A 15,628-nucleotide genomic window follows, 5' to 3' on the forward strand; every position below is an offset into this window, starting at 1 on the left:
AGGTCACGGTGGAGCAGGGCGGAATGTTAATAACTTGTGGGTCAGTAATGTAGGGTAGCGCCACATGAGGGTCAAGTGCGGCCGGGGCAGGCTAGGGTACACACGGAGGCGAATCCGAGACATGTGATGCCAGGGGCGCGTATGGCGCCCTTACGGGACAGGCCAGTGCGATCGCGCGCGCGGCGCTTTCCTTTTCTTACAGGAGGATGGCGGCCCTTCGGGCACAATGGCGTCTTGTTGTCAGCCGCCTTGCCTGCCATGGCAACCCAGCGGCCTCCCTGAACCACGCGATGAGTTGCCGGTCACACCTTTCCTGCCGCGCTGGCTGCGGCGCCTGTTGCATTGCCCCGTCGATTGCCTCGGCCCTGCCGGGCATGCCTGAGGGCAAGCCCGCGGGCGTGCCGTGCGCGCAGCTGCTGCCCGACATGCGCTGCGCGGTATTCGGCCGCCCTGACCGGCCGGCGTTCTGCGCCGGCCTGAAGCCCTCGGCGGAAATGTGCGGCGACTCGCGCGAAGCCGCGCTGCACTGGCTGACCCGACTCGAAATCCTGACCGCGCCGCAGGCCACGCCTGCACGGCCCGGCTCGCGCGGGTGACATCGGCAACCGTGCCGGCGCGTCCGTTCCAACTCCTGAACTCGGAGGCAACATGATCCGGACTTCCCGACGGCGCTGGCTGGCCGTCGCCGGCGCGGCCGCGCTGGCCGCCGGCCTCGCCGCCTGCGGCGCGTTCCGCAACGAGTACACGTTCTCGCAAAGCCAGCTGCAGGCCGCGCTGGAGCGCAAGTTCCCGTTCAACAAGCGCTATATGGAGCTGTTCGATATCCAGCTCACCAATCCGCAGCTGACGCTTGACCCGGCGCGCAACCGCGTCAACGTGCAATTCGATGCCGCCATCGACAACAAGCTGTTTTTCCGCCATGCGCTGACGGGGCGCTTCGCGCTGGACAGCGGGCTGCGCTATGACGCGCCGACGCGCTCGGTGGTGCTGCAGGATCCTGAAGTGCAGCGTTTCGACGTGCAGGGCATGCCGGCGCAGTTCTCGCGCCAGCTCAATGCGCTGGGCGGCATCCTGGCCGAGCAGTTGCTGCAGGACTATCCGCTCTATACGTTCCGGGACGACCAGCTGCGGGTTGCCGGCACGCAAGTCGAGCCCGGTACAATCACCGTTTTGCCTGACGGCATCAACGTCAAGGTCAACCGCCCCTGATCGCCCCAGCGTATCGGGGCTCGAACAACAAACCAGGCGGTCCGGCGCATTGCCGGGCAACGCCGATGACAACGTTTCTCCGTTCCGCATGGACATCGCACTTGCCCTGAAAGCCGTGATCCTCGGCATTGTCGAAGGACTGACCGAGTTCCTTCCCATCTCGAGTACCGGCCACCTGATCCTGGCGGGCCAACTGCTCGACTTCAACGACGAAAAGGGCAAGATCTTCGAGATCGTGATCCAGTTCGGCGCCATCCTGGCAGTCTGCTGGGAATTCCGTGCACGCATCGGCAGCGTGGTGCGCGGCCTGGGTTCGGAGCCGAAGGCGCAGCGCTTTGCCATCAATGTCGTGATCGCTTCCGCGCCGGCGATCATCCTGGCCTTTATCTTCGGCAAATGGATCAAGGCCCACCTGTTCAACCCGATCTCGGTGGCGCTGGCCTTTATCGTCGGCGGCGTGGTGATCCTGCTGGCCGAATGGCGTGACGCGCGCCGCGGCACGGTCTCGCATCCGCAGGGCAATGCGCTGCTGGAAGCGGCCAAGGCGGGCGCGCCGCGCATCGAATCGGTCGACGACCTGACCTGGGGCGATGCCCTCAAGGTGGGTGTGGCGCAGTGCTTTGCGCTGGTGCCGGGCACCTCGCGCTCGGGCGCCACCATTATCGGCGGCATGCTGTTCGGGCTGTCGCGCAAGGTGGCGACCGAGTTCTCGTTCTTCCTGGCGATCCCGGTGATCTTCGGTGCGACGGTCTATGAACTGTACAAGGCGCGTGCGCTGCTGAACGCCGACGACCTCGGCATCTTCGCAGTCGGCTTCGTGTTCGCCTTCCTGTCCGCGTTCCTGTGCGTGCGCTGGCTGCTGCGTTTTGTCGCCACGCACGATTTCAAGCCGTTTGCGTGGTATCGCATTGCGTTCGGCATCGTGGTGTTGTTCACGGCTTATTCCGGCCTGGTGTCCTGGCACGCATAAGCGGGGGACATCCGGACAACAAAAAAGCGTGGCACTTGCCACGCTTTTTTGTTTGCGCTTGCCGCTGCGTTCAGGCTCGCTTGCGGAACACCACGTCCCACACCCCATGCCCGAGCCGCACGCCGCGCCGCTCGAACTTGGTCACCGGCCGGTAGTCCGGCCGCTCGGCAAAGCCGCCCGGCGCGCCGGAGGTGTTTTCCAGCAGCGGCTCCCCCGCCAGCACTTCGACCATCTGGTGCGCGTACTCGTCCCAGTCGGTCGCGCAATGGATATAGCCACCCGGCTTCAGCCGCGCCGCCAGCAGCTTCACCAGCGGCGGCTGCACCAGCCGGCGCTTGTTGTGGCGCTTCTTGTGCCACGGATCCGGGAAATAGATATGCACGCCGTCCAGGCTGTCGTCGGTCAGCATATGGGCGATGACCTCGACCGCGTCGTGCTGCAGGATGCGGACATTGTCCAGGCCGCGCTCGTCGATCAGCTTGAGCAGGGCGCCGACGCCGGGCTCATGCACCTCGCAGCCCAGGAAATTGTCCTGCGGCCGCAAGCCGGCGATATGCGCGGTGGTCTCGCCCATGCCGAAGCCGATCTCCAGGATCGACGGCGCTTTGCGGCCGAACGTGGCTTCCCAGTCCAGCGGCTGCGGGGCGTACGGCACCAGCATGCGCGGGCCGACTTCGTCGATGGCACGCTGCTGCCCGGTCGACGTCCGCCCGGCACGGCGCACGAACGAGCGGATACGGCGCGGATGCGCGACGCCTTCGGGATCGGCAGGGGAGGGGGCGGACGGCTGCTGGGCGTTGTCCACCGGCGCGGCGTCATCGGCCGGCGTCGGTCCGGTGCTGGGGTCTTGGGGAAGCATGGCAACAAAAAAGCCGCCGGGCAGATCACCGTAACAGTGTTAACGGTGGCAAAGGCGGCTTGTCTCGACTTGAGGTGGAGCGGGCGATGGGAATCGAACCCACGTCTTTAGCTTGGGAAGCTAAGGTAATAGCCATTATACGACGCCCGCGGAGCCGTGATTCTATGCGGGATCGGCAAGGGAGCGCAAGCCGGGCGGCATCCCTGACTGGTGTCAGGGTGTCTTTTGTGCCACTCCCGCCTTGGGCGGTGTCTGGCGTGCGCGGCCGGCACGTTGCGCCGGCTTGCCAGCCGGCGGGGCGGGTTCCGCACCGGCGACCCTCTCCAATGCCTGCCTCAGCGCGGCCACTGCTGGCGGGTTCTCGGTGCCCGCCGGGGTGATGAAGACCATGCGTCCCGAGGCAAAGGGCGTGCGCAGCCGCACTTCCTGCACCATCGACATCGCTGCGTAGGGGACAAGCGCGCTTGCCGGCGCGACGGTAAGAAAGCCGCCGGCGGCCGTCATCGCCAGGTTGCTGTGGAAGGACGCCGATTCGATATGCGGCGTCGGCGGAAGTTGCCCGCCATTGAGGAAGGGCTGCTCGAACACGTCACGAGTGTGGGTGCCGCGCGGCGGCAGGATCCACGGTCCGGCGTGCAGGTCGGCCAGTGTGACATCGCGGCGCCGCGCCAGCACGTGCCCGGGCGCGCAGGCGACTGCCAGGTATTCGTCGCGCAACGGCGTGATGCGTAGCCCCGCGCTCAACTGGTCGGCGTCTTCCTTTTGCAGCCGCCCGATCACGCAATCGAGTTCGCCGTTGCCGAGCAGCGCGGTCAGGCCGCCCACGGTATGTTCGCGCACGGCCAGCCGTGGGAGCGTGCCCTGGCTGCGCAGCAGCGCGACCACTTTCGGCAGGACCTCGACGCCCACCAGCGGCAGCATGCCCAACCGCACCAGCGGCACTTCAGGGTTGGCCTGCAGCGCCTCGCCCGCGGCATCGATCGCGCCCAGGACGACACGCAGCCGCTCCAGTGCGCGTTCGCCAGCCGCCGTCAGGCGTCCGCCGCGCGTGGTGCGTTCGACCAGCCGGCAGCCGAAGGCCTGCTCCAGCTCCTGCAGCATCTTGGTGACGGCGGGCTGGCTGATGTGCAAGGCCTCGCCTGCCGCGGTCAGCGAGCCGCTGCGGGCGACGAGGTCGAGCAGCCGCAGGTGCCGGATGCGCAGCCGGTCGATGCGATTTGGCGACGCGGGTACGGAAGGCGCTTTGCTCATAACGAATCGTGATGACTCCATCAAAACTGGATAATTGTTTCGAATGATGCCGGGCCGGACAATCGGGTCAAACCAGTGAGGAGACCTGCGATGCAAACCAACCCCGGCGGGCGTATCCCCATGCGCCGCCTGCTGCTGAAGTCGATGCTGGCCTTGCCGGCAGCCGGCGCGCTGGGCCTGCCCGGCGCGAGCCGTGCCGCGCAGCCGTACCCCAGCCGGCCGATCCGGCTGGTCGTGCCGTACGCCGCCGGCGGCGGGCCAGACATCCAGACCCGCAAGCTGGCCGAGGTGCTGGCGCAGCAGCTCGGCCAGCCGGTCGTGGTCGAAAACAAGGTTGGGGCGGGCGGCATCCTTGCCGCCGAGTTCCTCGCGCAGCAGCCCGCCGATGGCTATACGCTGATGCTCGGTGCTTCCACCCACGTCACGCAAAAGCTGTTGCAGCCGGGTGCGAAATTCGATCCCTTGGCATTCACCCACATCATCCGCGTCGGCGTCAGCCCGGCGGTGCTGGTGGTCAGCGCCGGCTCGCCGTATCGGACCGTGGCTGACCTCGTCGCGGCGGCCCGGCGGGCGCCCGGCGCGCTGAACTACGCTTCCGGCGGGATCGGTTCGGCGGCGCATGTGTCGGGCGCGGCGTTCGCCGCGGCCGCGGGGCTCGACGTGGTGCACGTGCCATACAAGGGCTCGGTGGAGATCGTGCCGTCGCTGCTGAAAGGGGATACGCAGTTCGGCTTCCCCGTGGCGACGACGGCGCTGCCGCAGCTTGCCGCCGGCAAGGTCCGCGCGCTGGCGGTGACGTCGGCCAGCCGCGCCGCCGTGCTGCCGCAGGTGCCGACGCTGAACGAGGCGCTCGGGCGCAAGGACCTCGACCTCGATGCATGGAGCGGCGTGTGGGCGCCGCCCAACCTGCCGGCGCCGATCGTGGCGCACTTGCACGCCGCGATCCTGAAGGCGCTGGCCGATCCCGGCCTGCGCCGGCTCTACACCGAGATGGGCGCGGCGCTCGCGCCGACGCCGACGTCCGAGGCGTTCTCGCGGGTGGTCGCCGACGAGACCGCGCGCATGCGCCGCGTCATCGACAAGAACCGCATCACCATCGAATAAGGCCCGCCATGACGCTTACCCAACATACCGCCTTTGCGCCGCTGGCCGGCATCAGCGTGCTCGACTTCTCGCACGTGATTGCCGGGCCGTTTGCCACGTTCCTGCTGTCCCGGCTGGGCGCGCAGGTCACCAAGGTCGAGCATGCCGGCGGCGGCGACGTGATGCGCCGTGCGGGCCGTGGCCATGCCGCCTTTGTCGCGCTCAATGCCGGCAAGTCGTCGCTGGCGCTGGATCTTTCGGAAGAGGCCGGGCGCGAGCACGCGCTGGAGCTGGCCAGTCGCTGCGATGTCTTTGTCGACAACCTGCGGCCGGGCGTGCTTGAGCGCTTCGGCCTGGGCTACGAGGCGGTGCGCGCCCGCAATCCGCGCGTGGTCTATTGCAGCATCTCCGGGTTTGGCCGCGGCGCGCCGGACTGGCATGGCCGGCCGGCATACGACCACGTGGTGCAGGCGGCCACGGGCATGGCGTGGATGGGCGGTAGCGAAGGCGATCCGCCGCTGAAAACGGGCTTTCCCGTGATCGATTCGGCCACCGGCATGCTGGCGGCCTTTGCAATCCTGGCGGGCGTGCGCGAGAGCGAGCGCAGCGGGCACGGCATGTTGCTCGATGTGTCGATGGCAACCGCCGGCATGCAGCTGATGTACCCGATGACCTGTGATGCCATGACCACCGGCGCGGTGCCGGTCCGACAAGGCAACCAGGGCTACTCGGGCAGCCCGTCGGCGGATTTCTTTCGCACGCAGGACGGTTGGCTTGCCATTGGCGCCAATACGCCAAGGCAGTTGCTGGCGCTGCTGGATGTGCTCGGCCTGGGCGAGCTTGCGCGGGATCCGGCGTTTTTTGACACGCCACTCGATGCCGCCGCCTTGCCTGCCTTCGTGCGCTCGCGTGACCCGGCCGCACTGAAGCAGGCGATTGCGCGGGCCGTGGCCGGCAGCACGGCGGCGGAACTGGAAACGCGACTCAGCGCGGGCGGCATCCCGGCCGCCCGGCTACGCAACATCGCCGAGTTTGCGGCGGAGTCGATGGCGAACGGGAGCCTGCGGGCCGTGACCCTGGAGGAGGGGGAAACTGAGGTGCTGTCGCCGGGGCTGGGCTTCCAGGTGTACCGGTCGGCCGCTGGCGCGCGCGACGGCGTATAGTGGCCGGCAGCGCCGGCGCGCCATTTCGGGCAACCGGCGCCTTCGACTCGCAACGTCAGGACACCCCCACCTTGACCACGGACTTCTACGCCCGCTTTGAAGCGGAATGCCTGCCCCGCATCGCCGATGCCATCGGCAAGCAGCACCGGCGCGTGCAGCTGCATGCCTTGCCCGCCGAGGCCCCGAACCGCCCGCCGCGCCTGCGCATGACTGGGGACGGGCCGGCGGAATTGCGGCGCCATCCGTATGCGCTCGATGTCACGCTGGCGTGGGATGGGCTGGAAGTGCAGCGCCTGTTTGCCGCCGGGGGCGAGGCCCGCTTCGCCGGCTATCTGGCGGCGCTGCCAGCCAAGCTGCGCGCATGGCAGGAGCCGCGCGGCATCGATCTTGGCTCGTTGTCGCAGGCGGATCCGGCCATCCTGATCGGCGGGCTGGATTTCGAGCACTGAGCTGCCGCCCGGTCGCCATGGCTCAGGCCGTTACGCGCAACCGGCACACGGCGCTCTCCGACTGGCCCGGCGCCAGCCAGCGCAGCCCTTGGCCGTGGTGGATCGCATCGGGCAATCCCACCCATGGTTCCACGCAATAGAAATCAGACTGTTCGCTTTCGGACCACGTGGTAACGGCGTGCCAGCGCGCGCTGTCGGCAACGTCGAGTTCGAAGGCGATGGTGCGCGCCGGCATCGACAGCATGGCGCCGGCAGCGTCGCGGAAGACGTGGTAGGTGTCCTGCAGGCACGGGTCGTCGAGCCGGTAGGCGGGCTCGCCCGCTTCCGCCGGACCCGGCGCGCCGTCGGGCAACTGGCGCACGCGATCGGCCGGCGGCAAGGCCAGTGTCGACGCGGCACGCTGCGCATGCGGCAGCGCAAAGTAGAAGTGGTGGCCGGGATAGCAGGGAAGCGGCTGGTCCCCGGTGTTTGTGGTGCGCAGCGTAACCTCCAGCCCGTCGGGCAACAGGGCGTACACCACGTCAAACACAAAGGCATAGGGGTAGCCGGGCCGCGTCTGCGCGCTGTCGCGCAGCGTCATGGTGACCGACCCGGCGGCATCGACCGTGCTGACCTCGAATGGCAGGTCGCGCGCAAAGCCATGCTGCGCCAGTGTGTGCCCGGTGCCTTGCCGGTCGCGCCACTGCCCGGCGACGCCATCCACGAAGTGCCGGCCGATAAACGGGAACAGCAGCGGATTGCCTCCACGCACCTTGGCGGGGCGGGTCCAGTCAGCGTTGTCCGGCCAATGGAGAATGTCCTCGCCGCGGTGCACCCAGCGCACCAGGCGCCCGCCGTATTGTGGGGCGAGCAGCAGGAAGTTGTCGGCAGCGCCGATCCGGACCAGCGTCTGGCCCTGGAAGTCTTGTGTCGGAAGCAGTGGCATGGTGGTCCTGGGCGCCGTGCCGGCGCGGGCAGCCGCCATGATAAGCCAGCGCGATGCCAGGCCGTGACGGGGCGGAAGGCTCAGCTGCTCGTGTAGATGGTATTGCGCACCAGCGGGTACACCTGCGTTTCCCAGCGCTTGCCGTTGAACACGCCATAGTGGCCGACCCCGGTCTGCACGTGATGCATGCGCATGTAAGGCCGCAGGCTCGGGCAGAGGTCCTGGGCGGCCATGGTCTGGCCGATGGCGCAGATGTCGTCGCGCTCGCCCTCGACCGTGAGCAGCGCGGTGCGGCGGATGGCGCGCGTGCACACGCGGCGTCCGGCGACGTCGAGCAGCCCCTGCGCCAGCAGGAAGCGCTGGAATACCAGGCTGACGGTTTCCAGGTAGAACTCCGCCGTCAGGTCCATGGTGGCGAAGTATTCGACATAGAAGTCGCGGATGGCGTCGGCCTTCTCGTGCTCGCCCCGCTCGCGGCACGCATAGAGTTCGCGCAGCGCCTGCTCATGGCGCTCCAGGTTCATGCTCATGAAGGCCAGCAGCTGCACATGGCCAGGGTAGACGCGCCGCATGCCCCCCGCAAAGCGCAGCGGCACTATGCCGATCAGCGTGCGCTCGAACCAGTCGATCGACTGGCTGGTAGCCAGTTCGTTGACCCTGGTCGGGTTGACGCGCGCGTCGATCGGGCCGGCCATCAGTGTCAGGCTGGGTGGCTGGGCGGGATCGCCGTCCTCGGCCATGATGGCCGCCGCCGCCAGTGCGGCCACGGTAGGCTGGCACACCGCCACCACGTGCGTGCCGCCGCCGAGCGCCTGCAGGAAGTGGATCAGGTGCTGCACGAATTCATCGAAGCCGAAGCGCCCGGCCATCAGCGGGATATCGCGCGGGTTGTGCCAGTCGGTGATATAGACGTCATGGTCGGCCAGCATGGTCTGCGCCGTGCCACGCAACAGCGTGGCAAAGTGGCCGGACATCGGCGCCACCAGCAGCACGCGCGGCTGGCCGCCGATGCCGTGGCGGCGGAAGTGCAGCAGCGAGCAGAACGGCGTGCGCAGCACCACTTCCTCAGTGACCGGCACCGGCTGGCCGGCGACCATCGCGCTGTCGATGCCGAAGGCCGGGCGATGGTGCGTCAGGCGCCCGAGCGCGACGATCTCGCAGGCGGCGTGCAGCGTGCGTATGGTATCGAAGCCGCTCGCCCTGGGATGGGCGGCCAGTGTTGCCGCGGCCAGTTCCGCCAGCGTACATGCCGGCAGTATGATGTCCGCGTAAGTCTGGTACGCGTAGTACAGCATGGCTGGGCCCCCGCGGTTCTGGTGTCCCCATGCCGCAATATATATGCCATTGGTGCGCGCCTGGCATGCGCTTTGCGCGGTGCCACGCGCAAGGCAGCGATTCCTGCGCAAAGTTGTGCAAGCTGCGCCCGCCGCACCGGCTGGGCATCGTCTCATGCTGTGCGCGGGGGCGCAGGCATCAGACTGGTGCCCGATAGAACGAACGGTGCCGCACCAGCGCACTGTCCAGGTGCGCCGCTAAGGAGGCGTAATGAGCAAGACCACACTCACCATCAGCAGCAAGACCTATTCGTCGTGGTCGCTGCGAGGCTGGCTGCTGGCGCGCTTTGCCGGCCTGGAGTTCGAGGAAGTGCTGATCCCGCCGGACGACGCCGCCGCGCGCGCCGAGATCCTGCTGCTGTCGCCGTCGATCCTGGTGCCTTGCCTGCGCCACCAGGGCGTGACGGTATGGGACACGCTCGCCATCGCCGAATACCTGAACGAGATCCGCCCCAAGGCCGGCCTGCTGCCCGAGGACCGCGCCGCGCGCGCGCACTGCCGCGCCATCTGCGGCGAGATGCACTCCGGGTTTGCGGCGATGCGCTCGGCGCTGCCGATGAACCTGAAGGGGAATTTCCCGGGGATGAAGGTGTGGTCGCGCGCGCAGGCGGACATCGACCGCATCACGGCAATCTGGACCGAGTGCCTGACGCGCTACGGCGGGCCTTACCTGTTTGGCCAGCGCACCATGGCCGACGCCATGTATGCGCCGGTGGTGACGCGCTTTGTCACCTACGGCGTGATGCTCGACCCGGAGCCTGTCGCCTACTGCAAGCAGATCCTGGCGATGCCGGAACTGCAGGAGTGGATCGCGGCGGCGCGCGCGGAACCCGACGAGATCAGCGAACTGGACGTCGAGTTCTAGCGGCCGCCGCCGCGCCTACGCCGTGGCGGACTCGGCTTGCCGCGCCTGCAGGAAGCGCGCGGCGTGGTCGAAGTACCAGTCGAGCGTGTCCGGGTTCGCCATGGCATCGCGGTTGGCGATGCCGGCGGGCGCATGGCCGAGCAGCAGCTTCTTGATCGGCACTTCCATTTTCTTGCCCGACAGCGTGCGCGGCACGCCCGGCACCTGCACGATCTCGTTGGGCACGTGGCGCGACGACAGCGCCTCGCGGATGCGCGCGCGCAGGGTGTCGCGCAGGGCGTCGTCCAGCACCAGCCCTTCGCGCAGCACCACGAACAGCGGCATATAGGATTCGCGGCCCAGGTATTCCAGGTCGACCACCATGCTGTCGAGCACTTCCGGCAGGTCTTCCACCACGCGGTACAGCTCGCTGGTGCCCATGCGGATGCCGTGGCGGTTGATGGTGGCGTCCGAACGCCCGTAGATCACCGCGCCGCCGCGCGGCGTGATCCTGATCCAGTCGCCATGCCGCCAGGCACCGGGATAGGTGTCGAAATAGCTGTCGCGGTAGCGCTTGCCGTCGGCATCGCCCCACAGGAAGAGCGGCATCGACGGCATTGGCTCGGTGCAGACCAGCTCGCCGACCTGGTCGACCAGCGGCTGCCCGTTGTCGTCGAACGCCTCCACCTTGGCGCCCAGGCAGCGGCACTGCATCTCGCCCGAATAGACCGGCAGCAGCGGGCAACCGGCCACGAACGACCCGGCAAAGTCGGTGCCGCCCGACATCGGCACCAGCCAGATGTCTTCGCGCACATGGCGGTAGATCCAGTCGTAGGCCTCCACCGGCAGCGGCGAGCCGGTCGAGCCCAGGCCGCGCAAGCGAGACAGGTCGGCGATGCGCGCCGGCTCGATGCCGGCCTTCATGCAGTTGGTAAAGAATGCCGCACCCGCGCCGAACATGGTCACGCCGGCATCGTCGACAAAGCGCCACAGCACGCCGGCGTCGGGCCAGGCCGGGTTGCCGTCGTAGAGCGCGATGGTGGTGCCGAGCAGCAGCCCGGCAACCTGTGCGTTCCACATGATCCAGCCGCTGCTGCTGTACCAGTGGAAGACGTCGTCCGGGCCGAGGTTGTTGTGGAACGCCATCAGCTTGAGCTGCTCGATGACGATGCCGCCGTGGCCATGCACGATCGGCTTGGGCATGCCGGTTGTGCCGGAGGAGTAGACGATCCACAGCGGATGGTCGAATGGCACCGGCTCGAGCGCCAGCGGCACGCCGTGCGCGAGCACGTCAGGCCACGCGTGGGTGCGCACGCCGGAAAGCGCCTGGACGTTGGCACCGATTTGCGGCACCAGCACGAGGTCAGTCAGCGAGGGCAGGGCGGCTACCAGCTCCGCCACCACCGGCCAGCGGTCGTAGGCCTTGCCGCCGTAGCGGTAGCCGTCCACGGCGACCAGCACCTTCGGCTCGATCTGGCGGAAGCGGTCGATCACCGCTACCTGGCCCATGTCGGGCGCGCAGCCGGACCAGACCGCGCCCAGGCTGGCGGTGGCGAGGAAGGCGACAATGGTGGCGGGGATATTGGGCAGGTAGCCGGCGACGCGGTCGCCGCGCTGAACGCCCATCTGGCGCAGCGCGTGCGCCAGCGAGGCGACCTGCGCTTCGAGCGTGGCCCAGCTCATTTCCGCCAGCGGCTGCGCCTCGCCCGCGTAACGGATGGCGGTGCGCTCGCGGGCCGCGCCGGTGCCGGCATGACGGAACACCTGCTGCACGTAGTTCAGCGTGGCGCCCTCGAACCAGCGCGCGCCCGGCATGGCGCGCCGGTCCAGCACCTGCGCCGCGGGCGTGTCGAAGCGGACATCAAAATAGGCGCGCACCGCTTCCCAGAAGGCTTCCAGCTCGGTGACCGACCACTGCCAAAGGTTGTCGTAGTCGTCAAAGGCGAGGCCGCGCTCGGCGCGCAGCCAGCGCATGAAGGCGGCGATCTGGCTGCTGTCGCGGAACGCTTCGGACGGCGTCCACATCAGGTTCCCTTCGGTCAAAGGGGCAGTGCTGCGCATGTCTCCTCCTTGGGCCCGTCTGTCGCGGGCATCGGATGGTGGTCGATGGGATCCCGGGCGCCTGTGGCGGCACCCGGGCATCAGCGTGACATGATAGCCGGGGATGGGGGCGGCTGCGGTTCAGGGCGTCGCGGACCGGTCGAACAGGCTTTCCCACATGGTGTCGACCCTGGCCCTGACCGCCGCGTCCATGGCGATCGGCGTGCCCCATTCGCGCGTGGTTTCGCCGGGCCACTTGTCGGTGGCGTCGATGCCCATCTTGGAACCCAGGCCCGACACCGGCGAGGCGAAGTCCAGGTAGTCGATCGGCGTGTTGTCGACCAGTACCGTGTCGCGGCTTGGATCGACGCGGGTGGTAATGGCCCAGATCACTTCCTTCCAGTCACGCACGTCGACATCGTCGTCGACGACGACGATGAACTTCGTATACATGAACTGGCGCAGGAAGCTCCAGACGCCGAACATCACGCGCTTGGCATGGCCGGCGTACTGCTTCTTCATCCGCACCAGCGCCATGCGGTAGCTGCAGCCTTCGGGCGGCAGGTAGAAGTCGGTGATTTCCGGAAACTGCTTCTGCAGCAGCGGCACGAACACCTCGTTCAGTGCCACACCCAGCACGGCGGGCTCGTCGGGCGGCTTGCCGGTGTACGTGGAGTGGTAGATCGGGTCGCGCCGCATGGTGATGCGGTCGATGGTGAACACCGGGAACCAGTCCTGCTCGTTGTAGTAGCCGGTGTGGTCGCCGAACGGGCCCTCCAGCGCATGCTGGTAGCCGGACGGGTGGTTCGGGTCCGGCTGGATATGGCCTTCCAGCACGATCTCGGCCGACGCCGGCACGTTCAGTTCGGACAGGGTCGGCGTCACGCAGCCGGCCAGCGCGGTGCGGCTGCCGCGCAGCAGGCCGGCGAACTGGTACTCGGACAGCGTATCGGGCACCGGCGTCACCGCGCCCAGGATGGTGGCCGGGTCGGCGCCCAGTGCCACCGCGATCGGGAACGGCTTGCCGGGGTTGGCCAGCGCATGCTCGCGGAAGTCGAGCGCGCCGCCGCGGTGCGCCAGCCAGCGCATGATGACCTGGTTGCGGCCGATCACCTGCTGGCGGTAAATGCCCAGGTTCTGGCGCTTCTTGTGCGGGCCCTTGGTGACGACCAGGCCCCAGGTGATCAGCGGCGCGGCGTCGCCGGGCCAGCAGGTCTGGATCGGCAGGCGCGCCAGGTCGACGTCATTGCCTTCCCAGACCACCTCCTGGCAGGCGGGACTGCTGACGCGCTTTGGTGCCATATCCCACACAGATTTGACGAGCGTGAACAGCTTGCCCGCCTCGCGCAGTCCGCGCGGCGGCTCAGGTTCCTTCAGGGCTGACAGCACGCGGCCGATGTCGCGCAGGTCTTCCATCGATTCGGCGCCCATGCCAAGTGCGACCCTGTGTGTCGTACCGAACAGATTGGCCAGTACCGGGACGCTATAGATACCGTCACCGGCCCCCGCGCCGGCGGGCCGCTCGAACAGTACGGCGGGGCCGCCGGCACGCAGCAGCCGGTCGCAGACCTCGGTCATTTCCAGGTTGGGCGAAACCGGGCGGGACACCCGGCGCAGTTCGCCCATCTGCTCGAGCTGGCCGATAAAGTCGCGCAAGTCTTTGTATTGCATAGTGAATTCGGTTGTGGCGCGGGCCGTGTGCGGCCGGCGTAAGGCGGCATCCAGGTCGGTGACGATACACATACACCGGCGCCCCGGCAAAAAAATCAGCAAATCGGGGTGGGGGAAATTGTAAGTTTTTTGTCGTCGCAAGCGTGGCGTCAAGGTCGACAAGGCTAGGCCAGGACTACGTTTGCGGGTCCGCGAGTGATGCGGGCACGACAAGATAAGGCTTGTTACAAATAACCAAAAGTAGTGTGAATCGTTATTCTTATTCTTGACGAGGTATAACACCGTTCCTACAATCCGGTCTTGCTGATGGAGTGTTGCGTTGCAACATAGATTTCACCCTTGTGTCAAGGGGTGCACATAGAAAAAGTGCGGGGGGATCGCACGATTCGCTCCAGTCAGATCGAACAGACCGAGGTTACCGGCCCGATGCAATAGCGGGCCGAGGCGGTTGCCTCCGGCAGGGAGCCGGAGCGTTTTGCGGTTGTCGAGATTAGTCGTGGCAGGGTGGGCTCCCCCAGAGTCGACCCTGTTTCCAGTTGGGCGCATGGGGAGCGCCTGCCAACAGATGCTTGGCTGTCACTGCTAGACGGCGCGGCATCCTTACTTGAGTACGTTGAGATCGGGCGTATGCCGCAGTCTGGCATGCGAAGCGGGCAACGGATGGAGGTAAGCATGAGCGGTTGGAAAACCCTTCATCTTCCCGGCATAGGACGCGCCTTGCAGGTTCGCCTCCGACAGCCGGTACCCGGAGTGAGTCGGGCATTGCAGGTCCGTCTCGCGCATCCGGTCGCGGGCCGCGCCTTGCGCGGTGGCCGCACAACGCTGAAGTACGCGCTGAACAGCCTTGGCGTGGTGGCGGTCGTCTCGGCCGTGTCGCTGTGGCTGAGCCAGGAATGGCGCACCACGCTGGCGGCACTGCTGGCTGGCGACGAAGCACCGGCGGTGCTGGTCAGCGCCGCCATGCCGGCAGCTGAAGCTACGCCGGCTGTGGCCAGCGCAGCCGTGCCGGCCCTGTCGGCCGACGCTGCTGCCGCCCGGCTGGCGCGCGGCAAGGGCGGCCTGCCGACGGTTTCCGGCGTGGACGAATGGGGCCTGGCGGCGAACGCCAAGGTGCCGTCGGTCGCGCACCTGGCCGAGCGGATCCCGGTTACGCGCGTGGCGGCGGACGCCCGCAACAGCGCCACGCTCGGCACCGCGCGCGAGCAGGCGGCCGTGGCCGACTACATCGCCCGCAAGTACCGCGTGGCGGCGCAGGCCACCGCCCAACTGGTCAAGGCGGCCTACCTGACCGGCCGCGAGGTCGGCATCGACCCGCTGCTGATCCTGGGCGTGATCGCGATCGAGTCCAGCTTCAACCCGTACGCCGAGAGCGGCGTGGGCGCGCAGGGCCTGATGCAGGTCATGACCAAGGTCCACCAGGACAAGTACGAGGCCGTGGGCGGCGTCGCCGCGGCGCTGAACCCGTACGCCAATATCAAGATCGGTGCGCTGGTGCTGAAGGATTGCATCGCCCGTGCCGGCTCGCTCGAGGGCGGCCTGAAGTACTACGTCGGCGCCACCACGGCGACCGATGGCGGCTACGGCGCCAAGGTGCTGGCCGAGCGTGCCCGCCTGCGCCAGCTGATCGGCGTGCGCGCGGCGCCGGCCGGCAACGGCAAGGCGGGGGTCGACAGCAAGGCGCCGGCCGAGCAAGTGGCCCCGACCCAGAAGCTGGAAGCCAACAACGGGCCGCACAACGCCTGAGGTTTGCACCAGCCTGTAAAGAAAAAGCACCCCGCGGGGTGCTTTTTCTTTACCTGGAGCCCTTTGGAGCCCTTGTCCGGGCACTGG

14 protein-coding genes and 1 tRNA gene are annotated in these 15,628 nt (G+C 67.8%); 8 read left to right on the top strand and 7 right to left on the bottom strand.

Features of this window, described 5'->3' with window-relative positions; translation table 11 throughout:
• The first annotated feature begins 290 nt into the window (after nt 1-290).
• The 3 genes from K309_RS0105230 (at nt 291) to K309_RS0105240 (ending at nt 2,179) form a co-directional block, all read left to right on the top strand.
• Nucleotides 291-596, top strand: a complete 306-nt coding sequence (locus tag K309_RS0105230; protein WP_029045432.1) for a hypothetical protein — start codon at nt 291-293, stop codon at nt 594-596.
• 52 nt (nt 597-648) lie between these two features.
• The gene (locus tag K309_RS0105235) at nt 649-1,209 is read left to right on the top strand and encodes a DUF1439 domain-containing protein (RefSeq protein ID WP_029045433.1); all 561 of its coding nucleotides are present in this window, start codon (nt 649-651) and stop codon (nt 1,207-1,209) included.
• Between the two features lie 88 nt (nt 1,210-1,297).
• Nucleotides 1,298-2,179: an undecaprenyl-diphosphate phosphatase gene (locus K309_RS0105240; protein ID WP_029045434.1), complete on the top strand. Its 882-nt coding sequence runs from the start codon at nt 1,298-1,300 to the stop codon at nt 2,177-2,179.
• A gap of 70 nt (nt 2,180-2,249) precedes the next feature.
• On the opposite strand, the gene trmB is transcribed toward K309_RS0105240, so the two are convergent.
• The 3 genes from trmB to K309_RS36020 form a co-directional block, all read right to left on the bottom strand.
• The gene (trmB, locus tag K309_RS0105245; protein ID WP_029045435.1) at nt 2,250-3,038 is read right to left on the bottom strand and encodes a tRNA (guanosine(46)-N7)-methyltransferase TrmB; all 789 of its coding nucleotides are present in this window, start codon (nt 3,036-3,038) and stop codon (nt 2,250-2,252) included.
• A gap of 75 nt (nt 3,039-3,113) precedes the next feature.
• Nucleotides 3,114-3,188: transfer RNA gene (locus K309_RS0105250), tRNA-Gly, on the bottom strand.
• A 63-nt stretch (nt 3,189-3,251) separates the two neighbouring features.
• Complete coding sequence (locus K309_RS36020; protein WP_156914308.1) at nt 3,252-4,289, bottom strand: LysR family transcriptional regulator; 1,038 nt, start codon at nt 4,287-4,289, stop codon at nt 3,252-3,254.
• 90 nt (nt 4,290-4,379) lie between these two features.
• Here K309_RS36020 and K309_RS0105260 point away from each other — a divergent pair, with 90 nt between their 5' ends.
• From K309_RS0105260 to K309_RS0105270, 3 genes are all read left to right on the top strand, one after another.
• Nucleotides 4,380-5,393 (top strand): Bug family tripartite tricarboxylate transporter substrate binding protein, encoded by a 1,014-nt coding sequence (locus K309_RS0105260; RefSeq protein ID WP_029045436.1) that lies wholly within the window; start codon nt 4,380-4,382, stop codon nt 5,391-5,393.
• An 8-nt stretch (nt 5,394-5,401) separates the two neighbouring features.
• Nucleotides 5,402-6,535 (top strand): CoA transferase, encoded by a 1,134-nt coding sequence (locus K309_RS0105265; RefSeq protein ID WP_029045437.1) that lies wholly within the window; start codon nt 5,402-5,404, stop codon nt 6,533-6,535.
• Between the two features lie 71 nt (nt 6,536-6,606).
• Nucleotides 6,607-6,984, top strand: coding sequence for a DUF5594 family protein (locus K309_RS0105270; RefSeq protein ID WP_029045438.1), 378 nt, complete (start codon nt 6,607-6,609; stop codon nt 6,982-6,984).
• Between the two features lie 22 nt (nt 6,985-7,006).
• Here K309_RS0105270 and K309_RS0105275 read toward each other — a convergent pair whose 3' ends face one another.
• The gene (locus tag K309_RS0105275) at nt 7,007-7,909 is read right to left on the bottom strand and encodes an aldose epimerase family protein (RefSeq protein ID WP_029045439.1); all 903 of its coding nucleotides are present in this window, start codon (nt 7,907-7,909) and stop codon (nt 7,007-7,009) included.
• Between the two features lie 80 nt (nt 7,910-7,989).
• Nucleotides 7,990-9,204, bottom strand: a complete 1,215-nt coding sequence (locus K309_RS0105280; protein ID WP_029045440.1) for a polyhydroxyalkanoate depolymerase — start codon at nt 9,202-9,204, stop codon at nt 7,990-7,992.
• A 250-nt stretch (nt 9,205-9,454) separates the two neighbouring features.
• Between K309_RS0105280 and K309_RS0105285 the strand changes: the two genes are divergently transcribed.
• A complete protein-coding gene (locus tag K309_RS0105285) occupies nt 9,455-10,108 on the top strand; it encodes a glutathione S-transferase family protein (RefSeq protein ID WP_029045441.1) in 654 nt (217 codons plus the stop codon).
• 15 nt (nt 10,109-10,123) lie between these two features.
• Here K309_RS0105285 and K309_RS0105290 read toward each other — a convergent pair whose 3' ends face one another.
• Nucleotides 10,124-12,148 carry an acetoacetate--CoA ligase gene (locus K309_RS0105290; protein ID WP_029045442.1) on the bottom strand — a complete coding sequence of 675 codons (2,025 nt, stop codon included), beginning with the start codon at nt 12,146-12,148 and terminating at the stop codon, nt 10,124-10,126.
• Nucleotides 12,149-12,268: 120 nt separating this feature from the next.
• Entirely contained in the window at nt 12,269-13,798 is a 1,530-nt protein-coding gene (gene ubiD / locus K309_RS0105295; protein WP_029045443.1) for a 4-hydroxy-3-polyprenylbenzoate decarboxylase, read from the bottom strand.
• A 672-nt stretch (nt 13,799-14,470) separates the two neighbouring features.
• On the opposite strand from ubiD, the gene K309_RS0105300 reads away from it, so the two are divergent.
• The gene (locus K309_RS0105300; RefSeq protein WP_029045444.1) at nt 14,471-15,541 is read left to right on the top strand and encodes a lytic transglycosylase domain-containing protein; all 1,071 of its coding nucleotides are present in this window, start codon (nt 14,471-14,473) and stop codon (nt 15,539-15,541) included.
• Nucleotides 15,542-15,628: the final 87 nt, after the last annotated feature.

Source organism: Cupriavidus phytohabitans, from assembly GCF_000426345.1.
In the GTDB taxonomy this organism is placed as follows: domain Bacteria; phylum Pseudomonadota; class Gammaproteobacteria; order Burkholderiales; family Burkholderiaceae; genus Cupriavidus.